Raw genomic sequence first — 20,109 nt, forward strand, 5'->3', positions numbered from 1 at the left:
ATGGTGTCAGATGAAGAATTAATCCGCGCCTTTAAACATGGAGATAAAGCGGCATTTGAGGCCTTTGTTCACCGTTATCACAGTCCCCTGCTAGGCTTTTTGCAACGCATGCTGCATGATACGGAAAAAGCGGAAGATTTGGTACAAGAGACATTTATCCGGGTGATGCGCTATGTCCACAAGGAGCAGCCACCGGCCAAAATCAAGCCTTGGGTCTACCAGGTGGCCCTTAACTTGTGCCGGGATTACTGGAAGAGCGCAGGGTACCGCTCGGAAAGAAGGGGGTTGGAGCAGATTCCTGAACAAAAAGATCCCCGCCCTTCCGTGATCGAAATCTATGAACGCCAAGAAGAACGGCAGGCCATCATCCGGGCACTGGATCTGTTGCCTGACATCCAAAAACAGATAGTCATCTTAAGGTTTTATCAAGAGCTGAAATTACAAGAGATCAGCGACACACTCAAGCTTCCCTTAGGTACGGTTAAAACTTATTTGTATCGAGCCTTAAAAACCCTGAAGTCCACTTTAAACGAGGGAAAGGAGGAAACCCAGCGTGAACAAAGAATGTCTTGACCAGGAACTGGAACAACTGGAACAGGAATTATCAGAACCTTTGTCAAGATATCAAGTGAAACCGGCCTCGGCAGAGGATACACAACGTCTGTTAACCCAGTTGGAAAATGAGTTGGACACCTATCCCTCTCCATTTTACATGTCTCACAAAGCAAACCCCTTGATTCAAAATCGGCCTTCCCTGTGGCGCTTTTGCCGGAGCCAGTTGCATACCTATCAATGGCCTTTATGGCTGGCCAGCATAGCTGTCTTTGTCATGCTGACGTTAATATCTGATCCGTCCCGCTCAACCATGATGTATATTGACCTGCCTTTTGCTCATTTTATCCCGCTGTTTATTTTGATCGGCACGCTATATCATTATCAGACCTGGAATAAAGAAATGCGCCTGGTTGAAATGATCACCCCTTATCCTCCGGCATTATTGCTGTACAGCCGTTTGTTAATGGTGCTGGTGATCAATTTAGGATTGGGGTTGATCAGTTCTCTGTTCCTGGTTTTCAAGTCTGAAGGCTTTGCCCTGCACATCTTTCTAATAAGCTGGGTTGCCCCGGCCTTCTTCTTGCTCGGCAGCTTGGCATACGTCATGTTTTGGAGAGGGATCAAGACCGGATTTGTGGTGGCTTTCATGTTGTGGGCCGCTTTGGCCTGCCAACCTTACCTGACCTTTGATCCTGCCCAGTGGAAAACACTGTTGTTCACAGGACATATCTGCTTACTGATCGCCGGCACCGGATTGCTGTGGCTGGCATATAAACAGGTGTTGAACCAGTACAAAGTGACCCATCTATTACTGAAATAACCAAATGTGAGGAGCACCGGACATGATTGAAATCCGAGCTTTAAACAAAGCATTCAGCCATTTTCAATTGTCCATAGACCACTTAACTCTTCATCCAGGGATCACCCTCGTCGCAGGAAAAAATGGAGCAGGAAAGTCAACCCTGCTCCATATACTGGCCACTGTTCTGGAACCAGACCGGGGACATGTTGTTTATGCCAATGATCCTGACTGCCCCTTGCCGCTGATCCGTTCCGAGATTGGATTTTTGCCAACAGGTATTGAGCTGTACCAGAACATGACAGTGTCAAGATTATTGACCTATTTGGCTGAGTTAAAAGGAAAAGGCTTGGATCAAGCCAGCCGGCACTCATATACAAAAGAATTGCTCCAGCTGTTTTCTCTGGAATCTGTGCAAGATCACAAGCTTAAGTACTTATCCCAGGGTTATCAACAGCGGGTGGCGATTGCCCAGTCCTTGATCGGCTGGCCCCATTTTTTGTTCCTGGATGAGCCTTTAACGTTTCTGGACAGTATAGAAAAAAGACGCGTCATCTCGGTTTTAAGGCGACACTATCACCGGAGGAGAATGGCGGTTGTGGTCACCCATGACCTTGACGAATGGGAAGGATGCTGCGACTATGTGCTGTGGATAGACGAGGGGCGCGTGAGGTTTTATGGTACTTCTGAACAATGGAAATTCTCCTCCTCACTCTATGCTTGGGAGGGCAAGATTAAAGCAGATGATCTGAAACGCCTTCCTCACACACACATCATTCGCTCTAAACCTTCAGAGAACGGGCTCTTCATTAGAGTCATCGCTTCCCGGAATCCCTTTCCCTCCTTTCAACCTGTCAAGCCAACCCTGGAAGATGCCTATTTTCTTCGTAAGTTGAACCTACAACAGGAGAGACATTCACCCTGACAAACGACGGAGGCGGCCCAGAAATGGCCGCCTCTTGCCTTGCTATCTGTGTTCTTAAATGATATTGAGGTTAAAAAATGAAATGGGCCATCAGCACAATGACAGGCAGGGTGATCAACGTCCGCTGCAGGAAGATAATCATCAGATCCAGTAAATTTAAACCCAGCTTGGACCGGAGCAAGATAACACCCACTTCAGACATATAGATGAGCTGGGTGACTGACACACAAGCAATGATAAACCGGGTCATGGGATCCTCAATTCCCGTGCCAATGACAGCTGGCAGAAACATATCGGCAAACCCGACCACCATGGCTTGGGCCGCTTCTGCTGCAGCCGGTACCTGCAGCACGCTTAAAATAGTCACAAACGGATAACCCAGGTAGACAAACAGCGGGGTGAATTCAGCAATGATCAAGGCCAGTGTACCCAAAGCCATGACGAGGGGCACAACACCGATCCACATTTCTAAAATATTTTGGACGCCCCGCTTAAGCACGGCGCCTATACTTTTCACTTCAGCCGCTTTAGCCGTGGCCTGCAAAAGCCCGTATCTCAAGGCTGAAATTTCTTCGGGAATGGTTTCATTAATTTGCTTGCCCACTGGCTCATAATAGGTATCCTCTTTGCGGGATAAGGGCGGAGTACGGGGCATAACAATAGCTGCCACAATGCCGGCCAAAGTCACGGTAAGATAAAAGGGAACAAAGAGATGACCGAGGTCAAGGAAACTGATTACAACCAAACTGAAGGTGATGGAGACCACTGAAAAATTGGTGGCAATGACAGCTGCTTCCCGCTTCGTGTAATAACCTTCCTCATATTGTCTGCTGGTTAATAGCACCCCAATGGTGCCGTCTCCCATCCACGAGGTCAGGCAGTCAATAGAGGAGCGGCCCGGTAAGGTAAACACCGGACGCATAATTTTGGTCATTAACGCGCCAACTAGCTCCAGCAAGCCAAATCCCAAAAGCAGGGGCAAAAACAGCCCGGCAAAGACAAAAATCGCAGCCAGCACCGGTACCAGGTCAGACAGAACAAGTCCCCCTGTATCTTCCGACCAGATAAAAGCTGGACCAATTTCATACAGAGTCAGCACCGCAAAAACGGCACCCAGGATGCGCATGATAAACCAGAAATAACTGACATCAAACAATCCTTTTAAAAACGGCCGGTTTAAAATGGCTTCCGGTTTGAGCCATTTGGTAATTGCTGTAACAATGACAGTTGCAATAAACACGAGGGTCATGAAAGGAGGCAGAATGGCATGAAATTGCCCTTCTGCCCATTTGGCCAGCCAAGCCACTAAGATGGTCACTTCACCTTCATAGCGAAACGGTACCATAAACAACACAATACCCATCAAAGAAGGAATAGCAAATTTTAAATAGTCTGCCCTGGTGGGTGAAAAGTCTAGTCTGTTCAGTTTCATGACGTCAATGCCTCCGTCTAGTTGATATATACCATGGTGATTTTATCTCTACAAATAATTGTTGTAAATAGTATTCGATCAATTGATTAATATTAGACCTGTTATCATGTCCACAAGACGGCGGCTGGATATGTTCTGTTTCACGTTATGACACTCACCTTAATCATCCTTACATCAGGTCTCTCTCAACTGCCGGGCGGCTTCCACCATCATCTGTAACTTTGCAAAGGCCCGCTCCGGTGTATTCATCGGCCTCTGGGCAAACGTGCCAAAGCCGCAATCCGGATTGAGGAAAACAGTCATATCAGGCCGCAGACGGTTCAGCTGTCTGACCTTGGCCACAATCTCATCCGGATGTTCTATCCGATCCGTGCGGGGATTTACCACCCCCAGTCCAATTTCCTTTTCTCCTACTTCTCGAAGGGCTTCAAGCTCTCCCGCTCTGGGCGTAGCATATTCCAGAATCAATTGATCGACATGCATTTCAGCTAAATAAGGAATCAGCGGGAAGTAGGGCCCTTTCAAGAGGACGGATTCATTGGTGCTCCAATTGCCCCGGCAGATATGGACCCCAATGCGGGTTCCCCGTCCTCTGAAGCCACTGGTCACCTGATTGATTAAATCGGTGGCGAAACGCAGCTCTTCCTGTGCATCTTTTTTGGCTGTCAACGCCCCGCACATGAAGGTGCGGTTTGCATTTTTCTGGGTAAAAACCAATTCGGTCAAGACCGGCTCATCCAGTTGGACAAAGGCGACACCAGCCTCAATTAAGTCGTTTAACTCTTCCCGTAACACACGAACCACATCAGTTGCCAGATCTTCCTTGGTTGGATAGGTACTCTTGGACAATCCTTCCACCCACATGGAACGTGTCAGCAGGTAAGGGCCAGGCAAGGCCACCTTGACCGGACGGTCAGTATGCTGTTTGACAAACAAATATTCATCCAGGGCTAGCGGTTTCTTTCGTCTGATGGGGCCCACAGCTGCCGGATTAGTTAAAGAATAGGCCGGCACGTCAAGTGTTCCCAGGATTTCTTCAAAACTGGCCTTGTCTTCGATATAGTCCAGCAACTCAGACACTCTTAACATGTTCACGTTTTCCAGCTTTTCAGCCACAAAGGAGACGAAATTGTCCCGTCGCTGCTCACCGTCTGAGACGATATCCACACCGGCGTCATGCTGGTAGCGCAAACAGGCCAAAACAGCTTCATCAGCCACCTGTTGAAATCTCTCGTCTGTCAGGCGGCCTGCCCGTTTATCACGCAATGCCTTCAACAATGTTTTGGAGCGGGGCCAGCTGCCAACCACCGTTGTGGGATAGTCAGGCAAGCTCATTCATCTCCCTCCTTTCTCCGTCTGGCTAGTAAACGATTTTCAACTCCACATCAAGGTTCACCGCTTCTTTTAACGTTTGATATACAGGAGAGCGCTGGAGGGTGGTCTCCCAAATAACCTGCAGTTCCTCTTCCTCGGCGGGTGAAGAGACATACATGGTTCCGCTCACAGCTTTCAGGCGAGGTGTACCTTCATCCTCCAGTTGCAAATGATAAAGCACATTGTCCAATCCGCCTTTTAAGGTCAACTCCAGCTCATCGATCTCTATATGCTGCCTGGAGGCGATCGCTTTAAAGCCGACAGCAAGATCAGAGCCTAAAGCAGCCAAGAGATAATCAATGGCACTGGGGGCATCCACCTTGGAACCGAAGTCGGCCGGCTGACCGGCATAGAAGGTGTGATTCCGGGCATGAACCTTCGCCGTGAGGCCTTCTTCTCCCTGGATCCGCACAGACCATTGATAACCCCGGGCAGCCTCCAAATCCTGCTCTAACTGGTCATCCTGACCGCCTTTTTTAATGAAGTAACTGGTCCAGTTCACACCCGGTTCTGCTCCCAAATATTCATGCTCAACCATACGGCACCAGGCCGGCAGATCCTCAGCCACGCTCCGTTCACGGCTGCGCACCTCCAGCACCTGCCCTGGTGCCAAAGGGTCCATGTTCTTTTTGATGATTAACAAGAGGCCCGAACCGCAGTCCAAATCTCCTCCATCACACATGGCGTCTGCTTTCATAATCATAGCTGCCCCTCCTAATATGTGATGCAAGCGGCTCCCTGGGATAAGAATTCAACCAATTTGGCTCCCCCGACGATTGTCGCTCCTTCGACCAACTTGTCTTCATCGAGATGACGCTTCTTAAAACAAGGACTGCACACCCAAATCTTTCCTCCTGCTTCAATAAACTGATCCATCAGCTCTTTGAGCGGTGCAAAACCTTCTTCGTGAATATCTTCAGCCCGGCCTTGTTCAGCCAAGTAAGCACCTTCCACATTGAGAAAGACAACCGTTTCCTGTCCGGACGCAACCGAAGCATTGGCCACCACAAAAGCAACGGTCGCTTTGTCGGGGTCGTTGTGGGCATGTGTCACACTGACAACTAATTTTTTGGACATATTGATTTCCTCCCTATTTTCCCTTTTTGATCCAGTAATGCCGACCGACACCACTGTCCTCAATCTTCAACAATTGATGTCCCTGCAGGCGGCACCAGGCCGGCAAATCTTCCTTTGCACCACTGTCATAAGAGACCACCTTGATGATTTGCCCCGTATCCAGCGTCTTCATTTTACGAAACACATTCATAATCAACTCTCCGCATCCTGTCGGTCCTGCATCATAAACCAGATCCGTTTTAATCTCCTCTGTCATCTCACCACCTCCACTTTTTCACTTTTAAGTTTATTTTGTTTGTTCAATTTAATGCAAAAATAATGCTTAAAAAAAAGGCTGCACCTAAAAGAAGTCAATACCCCCTTTAGGACAGCCCCGCAAAAAACTCTCCTGTTTGACCAACTCCTATATTTTGCGCCCTTTGCGATGGATATACCAGGCATTCAAAAAGAAAAACCAAGTGGACAGCTTCCGCCTCTTTAATAGTCGTCTGGAAATCTGAAGGACATCCTCCTGTTCCTTCACTTTGGGACTGGACAAGTACATGCCCAACAAACCTTCCACCATCATAAGATGAAAGGGGGCATTAGGCAGCTGGCTGGCTCTGTTTCGTGCTTCTCGAGAAATCCACTCAATCCGCTGAAGTTTCTCTTCCTCAGAAGGATAATAAAAGCAGAAATTAAGATCTCCTTCTTCCCTGTCTTCCTTTTGGTCGATCAGATAATCGAGTAAAATGTGCAGCCCCTGGATATAAGGAAAATAAGCCTCAAAAACGGTGTCATTCAATTCCCTGGTCCCTTCGTCATAACTGGCCAGAGCAACATAGTAAAAGATGCCCAATGTGGAGCCGGTAGCCGCTGCAAACTCATACCACTCCAGTTCAGGATAACGGTCCCGGTGCTTGTTCCACCAGGTATGTAAAGCTTGCTCACGTTTATCCAAGGCAATGTGCTTGTACACTTGCAAATCACAATACAGTTCACACAGAATGCGTACATTCTCTTTGTACAAATCGTAATTCGGCAGATTCTGCAGCGCTTCATGACAGGTTTGGACTAAAGCCCGCAAGTAGCCGCCATCCTCCTGATTGTCCTGCAGCTGGTAATAGTTATCAGCCGTGAAGGTGCCTGTGACGGCGTCGATCATAGACTGGTGTAAATGTCTGAAGTTGGCTTCGTCCATGGACACGCTCCGGTCACACAAGTTGTCTAAATAATCGCTGATCGTTTGATAAGCAACAATAAACCTTAACACACTGTGCAGGCGGTCCGGTCTGGCTATCAAGCCATAGATACCTCCACCTTCGCAATGAAACTGCTTGGTTGTCATGCTAGCCAGTGCCTGCTGTCTCAATTCAGCATCTGGCATACGCCCCGCTTTTCGTTTCCAAATATCCAGCTGCAGATGAACCTCAGGTAATATTTTTTTATAGATATCCCGCATGAGTGGAATGGGACGTTCGGGAACATGGGGTGCTGCGATGTTAGGCATGATAATCTTCCTTTGCTTTTTTCTCATACCTTTTATGATAGCCTATCTTCATCTTTGAGCAAAGTGTTAAAATGGAACTAAAAATAAAAGGATGGAGGTTAGCGTCTCATGATATTACCTTATAAAGGAAAAACACCCCAAATTGCATCATCCGCTTTTATTGCCCAAGGGGTGGTCATTACCGGAGACGTCAAGATTGGGGAGGAGACAAGCATCTGGTATAATACAGTGCTGCGCGGCGATGTCGCTCCCACTATCATTGGCAACCGAGTGAACATTCAGGACAATTGCACCCTGCATCAGAGTCCTGACCGTCCACTTATCATTGAGGATGAAGTAACGGTCGGTCATAACGTCATTTTACATGCTTGTCATATCAAACAGGGCACACTCATTGGCATGGGCGCCATTGTGCTTGACGGTGCAGAAATTGGCGAGGAAGCAATGGTGGCCGCTGGTGCCCTGGTTCCCCCGGGTAAGAAAGTACCGCCACGCACACTGGTGATCGGATCACCGGCCAAAGTGGCCCGGGAGTTAAACGAAGCTGATTACGCCGAGCTCGCGCGTATCCGTCAGTCTTATGTGGAAAAAGGAGAGTACTATAAACAGCTGGAACAGCAATGGAGAAACAAACAACAAACGTGATCATAGTAACATCAGCATTCAATTAAAAGACAAACAAATGAGGGGTTGTTTAGTGGGACAACCCCAGATCAGTGTTAATACAACTTACCATGACGGTACAGCAGGGTGACCAGCCGCTTGACGGCCTGCAGATAACAGGTTTGGCGAATCGACTTCAATCCCTTCCTGACATAAGCCTCAAATACCTGCTGGAACGTGTGGGCCATATGCTCATACATCTCTTCAAAAACTTCCTGTTCCGTATACAGCTGGGTGACCCGGTCCTGTTTCCATTCCAGATAAGAGACAATCACCCCGCCGGCGTTAGCCAGAATATCCGGGATGACCACACATCCTTGCTGATGCAGAAAGGAGTCGGCAACCTGAGTGATAGGGGCATTGGCTCCTTCCACAAGTACTTTCGCCTTCACCTGATCCATATTGTCAGTGGTGATCTGGTTTTCAATCGCAGCCAGAACCAGGACATCCACATCCAGGGTTAAGACCGCTTCACGGGGCAAAAGAGTGGCCTTTATCCCTGCCATTTTTAACTCCTCTTCTGAACTAGGCAACGTACCTTTTCCCCCGGTAAACTGGGCGAGCCGCTTAAGATCCAGCCCCTGTTCATGATACAAAGTGACATATTGGTCACTGACGGCCACCACTTGATTGTTCAATCTGGTGCACTGGGCGGCTTCCAGTGCGGCTACGCTGCCCACGTTGCCAAACCCTTGAACGGCAACACGGATGGCATTTCCTTCCTTACTACGATCATGCAAGGTTTTCAATACCTCAAACTGTTGGCGATGAATAGATGATGGCCAGTTCTGTTCAACAGCCTCCCAATGCTTTAACCAATGGTGTACCAGCCAGCAATAGCTGAAATAGGTGCCTTTTCCTGTTGCTTCACGCCTTCCTTTGGCTCCCCCGTTCTCAATGCTTTTGCCGGTAAAAGAACCTAAATAGTTTTGTCCAGGATGGATCGTTTTATATTCCCCCACCATCCAGTCCATTATTTTTTCATTTGTTCCTACATCTGGTGCAGGAATATCCTGTTCAGGGCCAATGTCCCGGGCAAACCGCTGCACATACTTTTTGGAAACTTCATACAGTTCCCTGTCACTATACTGCTTGGGATTGATGACCACACCCCCTTTGGCTCCCCCAAAAGGGAGGCGGTGCAGCGCATTTTTCAAAGTCATCAGAATGGCCAGGTTTTCCACTTCTTCCTCATTGACCGTTTCGCTGAACCGGATTCCTCCCTTGTAAAATCCGGCGATATTGTTATGCTGGATGCGGTAGGCGGGAATGCGCACCACCCTGCCATTATCCCGTGACACACGCAGATAGCTTTTAATAATTTTATCGGTAGTGGTTAAGATTTCTTTGGCTGACTCAAACTTTTGTTTGCGGCTGCCTCCTTTCAGTTCCGGAAGAAACCTTTCATCTCCTGCCAAGGTGTCGATCGCTTCTTCTATCGTGCGCTGAGTTTCTAGAGTGCTCATTCCCTGTTCCTCCTATTGTACTTGTTGATTACTTTTATTTATATCCGTTAAATCACTTTCTATTGCCAACGATTTTTTCAGCTTTTTTTGGTCAACCATAATTAAGAGTCACTTTTTATAAGCAACCATATAAAATGAGGTAAAAAACCAAAAATAGTATACAACATTTAGTTTAATATGTTATACTTTTTACGAAACAAAAAAATTAGAATAGCATATACATGGTTTATAACGTGAACACAATACGCGAGTACGAAAGAAAGGGATGTTGTCTGTGAGTATTGTCAGTTATCCGCAAGCCTTGGTTGAATTGCTTCAAGGGGACGCCCATCGCAATCTGCCGTCCGCCCGGTTAATTGAACACAGTTTGCGGCGCAATGAGGGATACTTAACCTCCAACGGAGCCTTAAGTACGTATACCGGCAAATATACCGGACGTTCCCCCAAGGATAAATTTATTGTTGATGAACCCTCTGTCCGGGATCATATCCATTGGGGCCCCGTCAACCAACCCATTGCTGAAGATGTGTTTGAACGCTTGTATTTCAAAGTGGTCAACTACTTGAAAGATAAAGAACGTTTTGTGTTTGACGGCTTTGCCGGCTGTGATGACCGCTATCAACTGCCGATCCGGGTCATTAACGAGTATGCCTGGCATAACTTATTTGCCCGTCAGCTGTTTGTGCGGCCAAGAGCTGATCAGTTAAACCATCATGAACCTCAATTTACCATTGTGTCTGCCCCCGGTTTTAAAGCCGATCCGGCGGTCGACGACACCAACTCGGAAGTGTTTGTCATCATCAGTTTTGAAAAACGGATCATTTTAATCGGTGGCACCGAGTATGCCGGAGAAATGAAAAAATCCATTTTCAGCGTGATGAACTACCTGCTCCCGCAGCAAGGCGTGCTATCCATGCATTGCTCCGCCAACGTGGGCGTCAAGGGGGATGTGGCTCTGTTTTTCGGGCTGTCCGGCACAGGTAAAACCACCTTGTCCGCTGATCCCGACCGTCAGTTGATCGGTGATGACGAACATGGCTGGAGCGAGGACGGCGTTTTCAATATTGAAGGGGGCTGCTATGCCAAGTGCATTAATCTTTCGGCCGAGAAAGAACCCCAGATCTGGAACGCCATCCGCTTCGGCACGGTGTTGGAAAATGTGGAAGTGGATCGAAAGACACGCATCGCCGATTACGACAGCAACCGCTACACGGAAAACACGCGGGCTGCGTATCCCATTGAGTATATTCCCAATGCCCGCATCCCCAGTGTAGCCGGTCATCCCAAAACCATCATTTTCCTGACAGCCGATGCCTTTGGGGTGCTGCCTCCCATTGCCAAGCTGAGCAAAGAGCAGGCCATGTATCACTTCTTGTCCGGTTATACCAGCAAGCTGGCCGGAACCGAACGGGGAGTGACGGAACCGGAGGCCACTTTCTCCACCTGTTTCGGAGCCCCCTTCCTGCCGCTGCCTCCGCACGTTTATGCGGAAATGCTTGGGGAGAAGATGGAAAAGCATGACACTGATGTTTACCTTGTCAATACCGGCTGGACAGGCGGCCCCTATGGCGTCGGCCAACGGATGCACTTGCCCTATACCCGGGCAATGGTCACCGCCGCTTTAAACGGAGAACTGAAAGAAACAGAATACGTTCAAGATCCTGTTTTCGGATTGTTTATTCCTAAAACATGCCCCAATGTGCCGGAAAAGGTCCTCTTCCCCCGCAACACATGGGCTGATCCTGAGGCTTACGATGAAAGTGCCCGTCAATTGGCAGACCGATTCATCGCCAACTTTGAGAAATTTGCCGATGTTTCACAGGCCATCAAACAAGCCGGGCCCCGGCTCACTTGATCGATCACATGACACCTGGCCAAACCTCTCAACCTTATGGGTTGGGAGGTTTTTATTTTAGGGGTCTCTTACTTAATCTGCACCCGCTGTCTTCTAAAAACATTGATCTGGGCTAACACACATTTTTATGTTTTTGAATAAAATACATCACCCCCAAAATGATCTTAGGCTAAGGAGTGTGTCCGCTATGAAGAAGCTTTCCATAACCATGATTTTGTTTATCAGTTTGTCCGTGATCTTGAGCGGATGTTTCGCAGCACAGGAAGACATAAAAACGGTCCGTGTGGCAGAAGTGACCCGTTCGATCTTTTATGCTCCGCAATACGTTGCTCTGACCCAAGGTTTTTTTGAAGAAGAAGGACTCAAGGTGGAGCTTACCACCACCTGGGGCGGGGACAAAACGATGACCACGCTTTTGTCTGACGGGGCAGACATTGCCCTGGTCGGCAGTGAAACCAGCATCTACGTTTACCAGCAAGGCAGTGAAGACCCGGTGATTAACTTTGCCCAGCTCACCCAAACGGATGGCACGTTCCTGGTCTCTAGAGAAAAAATAGAGGATTTCTCCTGGGATGACCTGAAAGGAAGCGTCTTTCTCGGGCAACGCAAAGGGGGCATGCCCCAGATGGTGGGTGAGTATGTGTTGAAAAAGCATGGCATTGATCCCCAGCGTGATTTGGAGTTGATTCAAAATGTCGATTTTGGCAATATCCCAAATGCCTTTGCCTCTGGAACAGGAGAATTCGTCCAGTTGTTTGAGCCCCAGGCCACCATTTTTGAAATGGAAGGGATAGGCCATGTGGTGGCCTCCTTTGGAGTAGAAAGCGGCCATGTTCCCTACACATCTTACATGGCCAAACAAAGCTACATCACCAAAAATGAAGAGGTGATCCAACGCTTTACCAATGCCTTGTACAGGGCGCAACAATGGGTTTATGAACAGCCCAGTGAGGAAGTGGCCAAAGTCATCGCCCCGTTTTTTGAAGATACAGATCACGACGTTCTGGTGCAAGTAATCGACCGTTACAAGGAACAAAAGTCGTTTAAACCGGATCCACTGCTGGAGAAGTCCCACTGGGAACTGTTGCAAGATATTATCGAGGAAGCCGGGGAACTGAAGGAACGCGTGGACTACGAGGTGCTGGTCAACAGCACATTTGCCGAACGGGCGAAGGGTCAATAAAGGTAGATGAAGGCCTTCATCCGCCTCTTTTCTTCATCCGTTTTTGTTCAAGGGAGGGGAGTTCTATGTCAGACCCTTTACTTAAAATGCAAAATGTAACCCATGTCTATGTCACTGTATCCGAAGCTAAAACAGCGATTGAGAATATCAGCCTCTCCATCGCAGCCGGAGAATTTGTCTCCCTGGTTGGTCCCAGCGGTTGTGGCAAAACCACTGTCTTGTCCTGTTTAGCTGGGATTTTGCAACCCACAGCAGGCCATGTCCTGCTGGGTGGCAAGCCAATTAAAGGCCCTTCCCGCCAGGTTGGTTATATGTTGCAAGCCGACTATTTGTTTTCCTGGCGCACCATCCTGGATAATGTCCTGATTGGTCTGGAAGTGATGGGCCAGCTGGGCAATGAAACAAAAAAACACGCCCAGTTTCTGCTCAATGAACTGGGTCTGGGGGACTATAAGCACGCTTACCCGTCCCAGCTCTCAGGAGGCATGAGGCAACGGGCGGCCTTGGTGCGTACCCTGGTCACCAATCCGGATATTTTGCTCCTGGATGAGCCGTTTTCCGCCTTGGATTATCAAACCAAGCTGAAGCTGGAGGATTTGGTTTTTGAGACCTTAAAGAAGCACGGCAAGTCAGCCGTACTTGTAACCCATGATATTGGGGAGGCCATCGCCATGAGCGACCGTATTATTGTCATGGATAAGAATCCGGGGCGGATCAAAAGGGAGATCATCATTCCTGACCACATACGCCAGGTCCTTCCCTTCGACGCCAGGGAAGCAGAGGGCTTTTATGATTTGTTCCGCATGATCTGGAAGGAGCTGGATGAAGATGAAGGTTGATCCCAGACAGATTCACCACCGCTATCTCACAGCCAAATGGCAGGAACGGCTGAAGGTGACCATGGTGCAGGTGGCACTGTTAATTGGCTTTCTGGTTTTGTGGGAGCTGGCCTCCGTACAAAAATGGATCAATCCGCTGATTTTCAGCCAGCCGTCACGTATCTGGAGTCTGTTGTTAGAAAAAATGGCAGACGGCACATTGTGGCCCCACGTTTCCGTCACCTTTCTGGAAACATTGGCGGGATTCTTGCTTGGCACGATTTGCGGGACCATCTTGGCCACCATGATCTGGTGGTCTCCCTTTCTGGATAAGGTGCTGGAACCCTATCTGGTCGTCTTGAACAGCATGCCCAAGGTGGCTTTGGGACCTTTGCTCATCGTAGGCCTGGGACCCGGCTTCTTGTCTATTATGGCGATGGCACTGGCCATCACCGTGATTATTACCACGATTGTGGTGTACACCAGTTTCAAAGAAGTGGATCCCAACTATATCAAGGTGATCAAAACATTTGGCGGAAACAAGCGGCAAGTGTATCAAAAAGTCATTTTTCCTGCTTCTTTCCCCACGATTATATCCACCTTGAAAGTAAATGTGGGGCTGGCTTGGGTCGGTGTGATTGTGGGTGAATTCTTGGTGGCCAAACAAGGGTTAGGCTATCTGATCATTTACGGCTTTCAAGTGTTCAATTTTACATTGGTACTGATGAGCTTACTGATGATCGCCTGTCTGGCCACCGTGATGTATCAGGGGGTTTATTATCTGGAAAAACGGCTGTTGGGCAATAGAGTAAGCTGACAGATCTGTGAGGCAAACCCTCCGTTTATGTCACTGCTGTTGAAGACCATGTGACCATGCATAAGGAAGACCCATTATTGGCACGTTAATATTTAGGCAAGCAGGCATAGGAAGAGTCTGGCCAATGAAACTGGACTAAGGGAATGTGGCTCATGTTCAATGTTATTCGCAAAATCGCAAACAAGAGAAAACAAAGCAGGCTCAATACTTCCCACATCAGGCCAGATGAGCCAGGACATCATGCATCCCAAGCTCCGCTCGCTATTTCTACTGATCTCAGCAAGAATAAACATCACATTCAAAATATATTAGGTTTCAGTCCCGACATATCTTACCGATTCTTTAACATTAATTTACCCAAGGGAAGAAAGTGTAAGGCCCTGATCGTGGCTGTTAACGGTTTAATCGATGAGGATGCCATCCGGGACAGTGTCTTGACAGCGCTCCAAGGAGAGGCCAAGGAGAGCTCGGAAGATCTTTTCTCCCACATCAAGAACAGGATCTCTCTGAGACAAATTGAAGAAACAACTAATTTGAGAGAAGGAATTCACCAACTCTTAACGGGGCCGCCTTGCTCCTGATTGAAGGGTTGCGCACCGGTTTCCTCCTTTATGTCGATGATTTTGAGACCCGTAACATTGACGAACCAGACACAGAGACTGTTGTCAGAGGATCACGGGAAGGATTTGTAGAGTCAGTGGTGATCAATATGACCCTGTTGCGCCGGAGAATCCGCCATCCGTCACTCCGTTTCGAACTGTTTACTCTCGGCACCATCAGCCAAACCCCGGTTGCTCTTGCTTATATTCAGGGACTGACTGATCCGATAATCGTTTCTCTGCTGCGCAAGCGGCTCAATCAGATAAAAGTAGACAGTGTGGAAAGTTCAGGAGAAGTAGAACAATATGTTGAAGACAATCCGTATACCATATTTCCTCGATAGGTAACACTGAAAAGCCGGATAAGGCAGCCGCCCATTTGATGGAAGGCCGGGTGATCATCATCGTAGACGGTGATCCGATGGTATTGGCCGCCCCCTACTTGTTCCTGCAGTCATTTCAAAGTCCGGAAGATTACAGTTCACGCCCCTATTATTCATCCTTTATCCGCTTATTACGAATGATCGCTTTTTTTGTAAGTGTCATCTTGCCATCTGTCTATGTCTCAGCTCTGAATTTCCACAGGGAAATGATTCCGTCAGAGTTGATCGTCAATATGGCTGAAGCAAGGGAAGTGGTTCCGTTCAATGCTATTTCAGGAAGAGTCAAGACAGCCTATATCCCCATTATCAAGAAGACATCGTCCGGAGGAGAGCAGATTACGGAAATCAGCGGATCAGCGGTCATTAAAGGGACACGTATGGTAGGCAAGCTGAATCCTGCCGAAACAAAAGGCCTCCTGTTGATACGTAATGAAGTGAAGGGAGGACAGATTACTGCCACAGTAATCCCTAGAGCTCAAAGATACGTCGTCTACGTTACAACCCAACTTAGAAATGGACCGGATTTCTGCCAGGGTGGAAGTCAAAATAGAAGGAACCTTGGCTGAGGTACCCAAGGATGTGGAAATAACTGAAGAATGGATACGGCTAGCAGAAGACGAGATCAGTCATTCCGTTCAACAACTGCTCGAAAACACACTAGCCAAGTTGCAAAAAGAATTAAAGACTGATCTCATTCGTTTAGGAGAGTATATTTACCGCCGACATCCCCATGAGTGGCACCGCATGGAGGAGAGGTGGGATGAGCTTTTTGCCCAGGCACAGGTGGACATCACAGTGCAGACCGACATCACCCATAAGGGAATGATAAATCAAAGCCGAGGAAGTATTTTTAAAAAACCCCAGTATAACCCCTATCGCTTAAATAAGTAGAAAGCGGTTCTTGACTAGCAGCGTTCATGTATTGATAAACAGAAAAGGAGATTTGTCATGCTAACTAAATGGGAAACTTTATTTCTGTTGTTTATGACCCTGGCTATCATGGGTCACGTGGTCATATTGCCACCCCTGTATGATGTGGCCGGCAGAGATGCCTGGATTTCTGCCCTGTTCTCCTTTCCTGTAGGTGTTTTGTTTGTCTGGGCCATCTACCGCTTGCGGCTCTTGTTTTCAGGGTATGATTTCCCCACCATTTCCTCTACCCTGTTGAGCAAACCGGTTGGGACAGGGCTGATCTTTGTCCTGGATGCCTACTATTTATTTTTAAGCGGTTATTCTGCTGCGGCTCTCGCCGAAATGATCAACATCGGTTTTTTACCGGAGACCCCTGTCTCGGCTTTGGTGTTGTGGCTGATGCTGTTTTGTCTTTATGCAGCAAACAAAAGGGGTTAAGATGATTGCCCAAACAGCAGGCATCTTGGCGTTTACCGCCATGGTTACCGGCCACTCCATTACCTTAATGAATATGCACGAAAAGGAGTTTGGATCTATCTTGCCTGTCTTTGAATTTGGCTTCTTACCTTCTCTGCTGGGAGCGGCCATGTTGTGCAGTATCTGGGTGGAGGCCTTATTCCTGCTGCTTGTACCGCTAAAAGATCCTGGTGAAAGAGGGCTCCTAGGGTTCTGGATTACCGGGATATCCTTAAACGTCTTAATGATGCTTTCCACTACGACAGGTACGATCATGATTTTCGGCATGGGACAAGCCGATAACTTTACCCACCCTGCGCTGGAAACGTTACGGATTTTGACACTGGGCTTTATTGACCGGTTTGATGTGTACGGCTTATTTTTGATGAGTTTTGGCTGTTTTATCCGTACATCCTTTTATTTAAGACTCAGTTACGACCTGATTGCCCCCCGTTTTTTAAAAGGAAAGCAGCTTGAACGGGGCGCTTTGTGGACATGTGGTCTGGCAGCAGGTTTATTGGGTTGGTATATTGCCAGGGACCGGTCATTGTTTGAACATTATACACTCTATTACACGTATTTCATCTTCTTGTTTCCATTACCTTTCTTGCTTATGTTAATGTCCTGGATCAGAACAACCGGCAGAAATATCCAAAGGGGCAACTTTAATTAAGGGCAACCCCGGTTGAAAATCAGCTTTTTTGTGCTTGCTGGGCACACGAAGAAAGTAGCCCCATGCATAAACACCGCAATGTAAGCTAACAGATCTTTGAGGCTTACTCCACAAATTTTTTCAACGGGCCAAAGATCTTCCCCACCCACTCATTTGGACCCGGCAGGTCAGGAAAGTAGAGGAGCAAGACAGCAAGGCCCCAGCCCATAACGGTGAGCACAATAAATGCCCTTTTCTCTTTGATTTCATGTCGATTAATTTTAGGCCACTCATACAGAGCGATGAGCATGACGATCACTGTAACTAAAATGATCGTTCCCACCCTCATTCTTCCTTCACCCCTTTATCTGGCAACCCTTGTGGCGGGGCAGACAAGCCGGGTCTGGCAACCGTTGCTTTCGCTTCAATATACACTTTTACCTCGGGGAACATTTCGTCCCAACGCTCCTTGGCTTCCTGCCATTGTTTGGGATACTTATGGTGAAAAGCGGTGCCAAAACCAAAAACATCCACTTTAAGTCCCTTCTGAACTACATCAAGGGCTAGTGCCACCCGGTCTTTAATATCCTTTTCCAATTGTCGTTCTAAATTCCGGACAAATTCAGGGTTCCGTAAGTCGAGGTTACTGGCATTCTGGATCACATCATCTTCTGTTTCAATTTTGACGGTGATGATCCATTGGCCATGCTCAATTTTGGGCCTGAGCTCTGTCGATGATTCAAGCAACTCCGCGGTAATATACCCTGTGCCCTTTTCCGGTGCAACGGTAATGGTAGCCATATTGATCTCATCTCTCAGCCATAATAGTCCTCTTGTCACCTTCTCATCAATTCGGCCAACCATCCGATCATCTCTAAAAACGGCCGAACCCTCGAGTGACAAAGTTTGCATCTCACCTTTTCCTTCTTGAGACGGAACTGTTTTGACCATCGGTAATGCCAGATGAATTGAGTCGCTTTCCAACATGTCTAATGCCTCCAGCAAGGTCACATTCAACCCCACTTCCATTTTGGCCAGTTCCTTGAGGGCTTCTGTTGAAGTGTCCCCCAGATGCGGCAAGGCTCCCAAAATCTTTTTTGGGTCTTCTTCTGTGACAAAAACCTTAATCCGAAAGCGGCTATCAGGATAACGCCCAAAAAAGTCCAGGCTCCCCTGAATCCCGTCTTCAGCCAATGATTGACCGATGACAATCAAACCGGTCTGTCCCCAGAACAGCTGCCGGGGGACTTTCATTTGCAGCTTGGATAGGGCATCAGCCACGGTTTTCCCTGTCGCTGCTTCCACATAAAAGGGGGGAGCACCGCCTCCCCCCCCATCTTGTCCTGCGCCCTGAGCCGCTCCTTCAGGAATGCTGAGCTCCACTGCCAGCTCTATTTGATCATCTTTCTTATCAATCCCCACTCCCTGTATAATGGCAAGATCATCAACTTCAATCCGGTCCCAGCATCCGGCCAGCAAGAAAACCTGGCTAAAGATCAACACTGTTAAGCCAAGACCAATCATGTTCCGTCTAACAACGGGGTTCATCTCTGCCAGCCCCCTTGTGTTTGGTTTCGTTTAAAGGTCACCACAAGCAGCAATATAATGAGGGGAAGCAGTGTCTGCACCGAAGTGTTATAGAATGGATAAATGGTGGCCAAGAAATCCTTCAACTCCGTCAGATTATGATCCGACCAGAGGGCAAACACAACCATAAGCAAACCCAAAGGGAAAACCGTCGGCTTATAATTGGATAAATTAAGCCACTGGGCTGTTCCCAGAGCTAAAGCATAATAAAAGACAGTAATTTTCACATACAAACCAGCAATCCAAATGGCCATGACGACGGATTGCAGATTTTCAAAAAAATCGGCAATGCTGATATAGCGGGCTGCATCCACCACCGGATAAATGAGGTTTTCTGTGATCTCGCCAAATACCATTAAAATGAACATATTGGTCAGCACCAGGGTCAACATGACGGCCAATACGGTGAACATCCCCCATTTCAAACCGTTTTCACGGTCGGTCACAAAGGGAAGCATAAATGTGACCAGCAGAAACTCACTGAACCAAGCCTGAGGGGCCTTGGCTCCAAATATTGTCGGCCCAATGCCGTTTTCCAAAACCGGCAATAGCCTGCTTGGATCCATATCACCAATAAGTAAAATAATGAGAAGAATAAGCAAGAAGATGACAATAGGTACAAAAACTAACGCTGTTCTGGCCATGACTTCAAGCCCCCCTCGCACCGCAAGGGCACAAACAAGAACCATACTTCCCAAAACAACCGTTAAGGGTGTTCGCGGCAAAAAGACCCCATCGACAAATTCAGCATATTCTCTTAAGATGATGCCGTTGGAATGCAAGTAGAAAAGGAGATAGATCAAGCCCACAACCTTCCCTGGAAGCAGGCCCAAAATGGAAACACTATATTGAATAATGGTCTCCTGCGGATAATATTGGTTTAACTTGTAAGCAATATACACGGTTAAAAAGCCGACCAGCGACCCCCACACGGGGGAGAGCCACCCATCACGGCCAGCATCAGCTGCTGTAATAGCTGGCACTAACAGGATCGCCGTGGCTGTAATGGCGGGATACATCATGACCGCCATTTCATACGCCGAAATGCGCCCTTTTTCAATCATCAC

20 protein-coding genes and 1 pseudogene are annotated in these 20,109 nt (G+C 47.9%); 11 read left to right on the forward strand and 10 right to left on the reverse strand.

Annotated elements, in window-relative coordinates:
• From J2S00_RS12930 to J2S00_RS12940, 3 genes are read left to right on the forward strand one after another with little or no spacing between them, the layout of a single operon-like run.
• Positions 1 to 573, forward strand: coding sequence for an RNA polymerase sigma factor (locus tag J2S00_RS12930; RefSeq protein ID WP_307340429.1), 573 nt, complete (start codon positions 1 to 3; stop codon positions 571 to 573).
• On the forward strand, positions 554 to 1,375 hold the full coding sequence (locus J2S00_RS12935; protein WP_307340432.1) for a hypothetical protein: 822 nt from the start codon (positions 554 to 556) through the stop codon (positions 1,373 to 1,375). Before J2S00_RS12930 ends, J2S00_RS12935 begins: the two co-directional genes overlap by 20 nt.
• 22 nt (positions 1,376 to 1,397) lie before the next feature.
• Positions 1,398 to 2,279 (forward strand): ATP-binding cassette domain-containing protein, encoded by an 882-nt coding sequence (locus J2S00_RS12940; protein WP_307340435.1) that lies wholly within the window; start codon positions 1,398 to 1,400, stop codon positions 2,277 to 2,279.
• Positions 2,280 to 2,349: 70 nt separating this feature from the next.
• Here the strand turns inward: J2S00_RS12940 and J2S00_RS12945 are convergent, their stop codons facing one another.
• The 6 genes from J2S00_RS12945 to J2S00_RS12970 form a co-directional block, all read right to left on the reverse strand.
• Complete coding sequence (locus J2S00_RS12945) at positions 2,350 to 3,711, reverse strand: YjiH family protein (RefSeq protein ID WP_307340438.1); 1,362 nt, start codon at positions 3,709 to 3,711, stop codon at positions 2,350 to 2,352.
• 174 nt (positions 3,712 to 3,885) lie between these two features.
• A complete protein-coding gene (locus J2S00_RS12950) occupies positions 3,886 to 5,046 on the reverse strand; it encodes a cobalamin-independent methionine synthase II family protein (protein ID WP_307340441.1) in 1,161 nt (386 codons plus the stop codon).
• Between the two features lie 25 nt (positions 5,047 to 5,071).
• Positions 5,072 to 5,788, reverse strand: coding sequence for a sulfurtransferase TusA family protein (locus tag J2S00_RS12955; RefSeq protein WP_307340444.1), 717 nt, complete (start codon positions 5,786 to 5,788; stop codon positions 5,072 to 5,074).
• An 11-nt stretch (positions 5,789 to 5,799) separates the two neighbouring features.
• Positions 5,800 to 6,162 (reverse strand): DsrE family protein, encoded by a 363-nt coding sequence (locus J2S00_RS12960; protein WP_307340447.1) that lies wholly within the window; start codon positions 6,160 to 6,162, stop codon positions 5,800 to 5,802.
• A gap of 13 nt (positions 6,163 to 6,175) precedes the next feature.
• A complete protein-coding gene (locus J2S00_RS12965; RefSeq protein WP_307340449.1) occupies positions 6,176 to 6,418 on the reverse strand; it encodes a sulfurtransferase TusA family protein in 243 nt (80 codons plus the stop codon).
• Between the two features lie 147 nt (positions 6,419 to 6,565).
• Positions 6,566 to 7,651 (reverse strand): tetraprenyl-beta-curcumene synthase family protein, encoded by a 1,086-nt coding sequence (locus tag J2S00_RS12970; protein ID WP_307340451.1) that lies wholly within the window; start codon positions 7,649 to 7,651, stop codon positions 6,566 to 6,568.
• Between the two features lie 108 nt (positions 7,652 to 7,759).
• Here J2S00_RS12970 and J2S00_RS12975 point away from each other — a divergent pair, with 108 nt between their 5' ends.
• Complete coding sequence (locus tag J2S00_RS12975) at positions 7,760 to 8,296, forward strand: gamma carbonic anhydrase (RefSeq protein ID WP_307340453.1); 537 nt, start codon at positions 7,760 to 7,762, stop codon at positions 8,294 to 8,296.
• Positions 8,297 to 8,370: 74 nt separating this feature from the next.
• On the opposite strand, the gene J2S00_RS12980 is transcribed toward J2S00_RS12975, so the two are convergent.
• Positions 8,371 to 9,780: a Glu/Leu/Phe/Val family dehydrogenase gene (locus J2S00_RS12980; RefSeq protein WP_307340455.1), complete on the reverse strand. Its 1,410-nt coding sequence runs from the start codon at positions 9,778 to 9,780 to the stop codon at positions 8,371 to 8,373.
• A 265-nt stretch (positions 9,781 to 10,045) separates the two neighbouring features.
• Here J2S00_RS12980 and pckA point away from each other — a divergent pair, with 265 nt between their 5' ends.
• From pckA to J2S00_RS13015, 7 genes and pseudogenes are all read left to right on the forward strand, one after another.
• Positions 10,046 to 11,635 (forward strand): phosphoenolpyruvate carboxykinase (ATP), encoded by a 1,590-nt coding sequence (gene pckA / locus J2S00_RS12985; protein ID WP_307340457.1) that lies wholly within the window; start codon positions 10,046 to 10,048, stop codon positions 11,633 to 11,635.
• A 187-nt stretch (positions 11,636 to 11,822) separates the two neighbouring features.
• Complete coding sequence (locus tag J2S00_RS12990; protein WP_307340460.1) at positions 11,823 to 12,818, forward strand: ABC transporter substrate-binding protein; 996 nt, start codon at positions 11,823 to 11,825, stop codon at positions 12,816 to 12,818.
• A gap of 65 nt (positions 12,819 to 12,883) precedes the next feature.
• Entirely contained in the window at positions 12,884 to 13,657 is a 774-nt protein-coding gene (locus tag J2S00_RS12995; RefSeq protein ID WP_307340463.1) for an ABC transporter ATP-binding protein, read from the forward strand.
• Positions 13,647 to 14,453 (forward strand): ABC transporter permease, encoded by an 807-nt coding sequence (locus tag J2S00_RS13000; RefSeq protein WP_307340466.1) that lies wholly within the window; start codon positions 13,647 to 13,649, stop codon positions 14,451 to 14,453. Before J2S00_RS12995 ends, J2S00_RS13000 begins: the two co-directional genes overlap by 11 nt.
• A gap of 152 nt (positions 14,454 to 14,605) precedes the next feature.
• Positions 14,606 to 16,326: pseudogene (locus J2S00_RS13005) on the forward strand (spore germination protein).
• Positions 16,327 to 16,383: 57 nt separating this feature from the next.
• Positions 16,384 to 16,785, forward strand: coding sequence for a GerAB/ArcD/ProY family transporter (locus J2S00_RS13010; RefSeq protein ID WP_307340469.1), 402 nt, complete (start codon positions 16,384 to 16,386; stop codon positions 16,783 to 16,785).
• A complete protein-coding gene (locus J2S00_RS13015) occupies positions 16,763 to 17,476 on the forward strand; it encodes a GerAB/ArcD/ProY family transporter (RefSeq protein WP_307340470.1) in 714 nt (237 codons plus the stop codon). The genes J2S00_RS13010 and J2S00_RS13015 overlap by 23 nt, the downstream gene beginning before the upstream one ends.
• A gap of 103 nt (positions 17,477 to 17,579) precedes the next feature.
• On the opposite strand, the gene J2S00_RS13020 is transcribed toward J2S00_RS13015, so the two are convergent.
• Genes J2S00_RS13020 through J2S00_RS13030 form a run of 3 tightly spaced genes read right to left on the reverse strand, consistent with a single transcriptional unit; the run spans position 17,580 to position 20,106 of the window.
• The gene (locus J2S00_RS13020; protein WP_307340472.1) at positions 17,580 to 17,804 is read right to left on the reverse strand and encodes a hypothetical protein; all 225 of its coding nucleotides are present in this window, start codon (positions 17,802 to 17,804) and stop codon (positions 17,580 to 17,582) included.
• Positions 17,801 to 19,003 carry a Ger(x)C family spore germination protein gene (locus J2S00_RS13025; RefSeq protein WP_307340473.1) on the reverse strand — a complete coding sequence of 401 codons (1,203 nt, stop codon included), beginning with the start codon at positions 19,001 to 19,003 and terminating at the stop codon, positions 17,801 to 17,803. The genes J2S00_RS13020 and J2S00_RS13025 overlap by 4 nt, the downstream gene beginning before the upstream one ends.
• Positions 19,000 to 20,106 (reverse strand): GerAB/ArcD/ProY family transporter, encoded by a 1,107-nt coding sequence (locus tag J2S00_RS13030; RefSeq protein WP_307340533.1) that lies wholly within the window; start codon positions 20,104 to 20,106, stop codon positions 19,000 to 19,002. Before J2S00_RS13030 ends, J2S00_RS13025 begins: the two co-directional genes overlap by 4 nt.
• Between the last annotated feature and the right edge of the window lie 3 nt (positions 20,107 to 20,109).

Source organism: Caldalkalibacillus uzonensis (assembly GCF_030814135.1).
Lineage (GTDB): Bacteria > Bacillota > Bacilli > Caldalkalibacillales > Caldalkalibacillaceae > Caldalkalibacillus > Caldalkalibacillus uzonensis.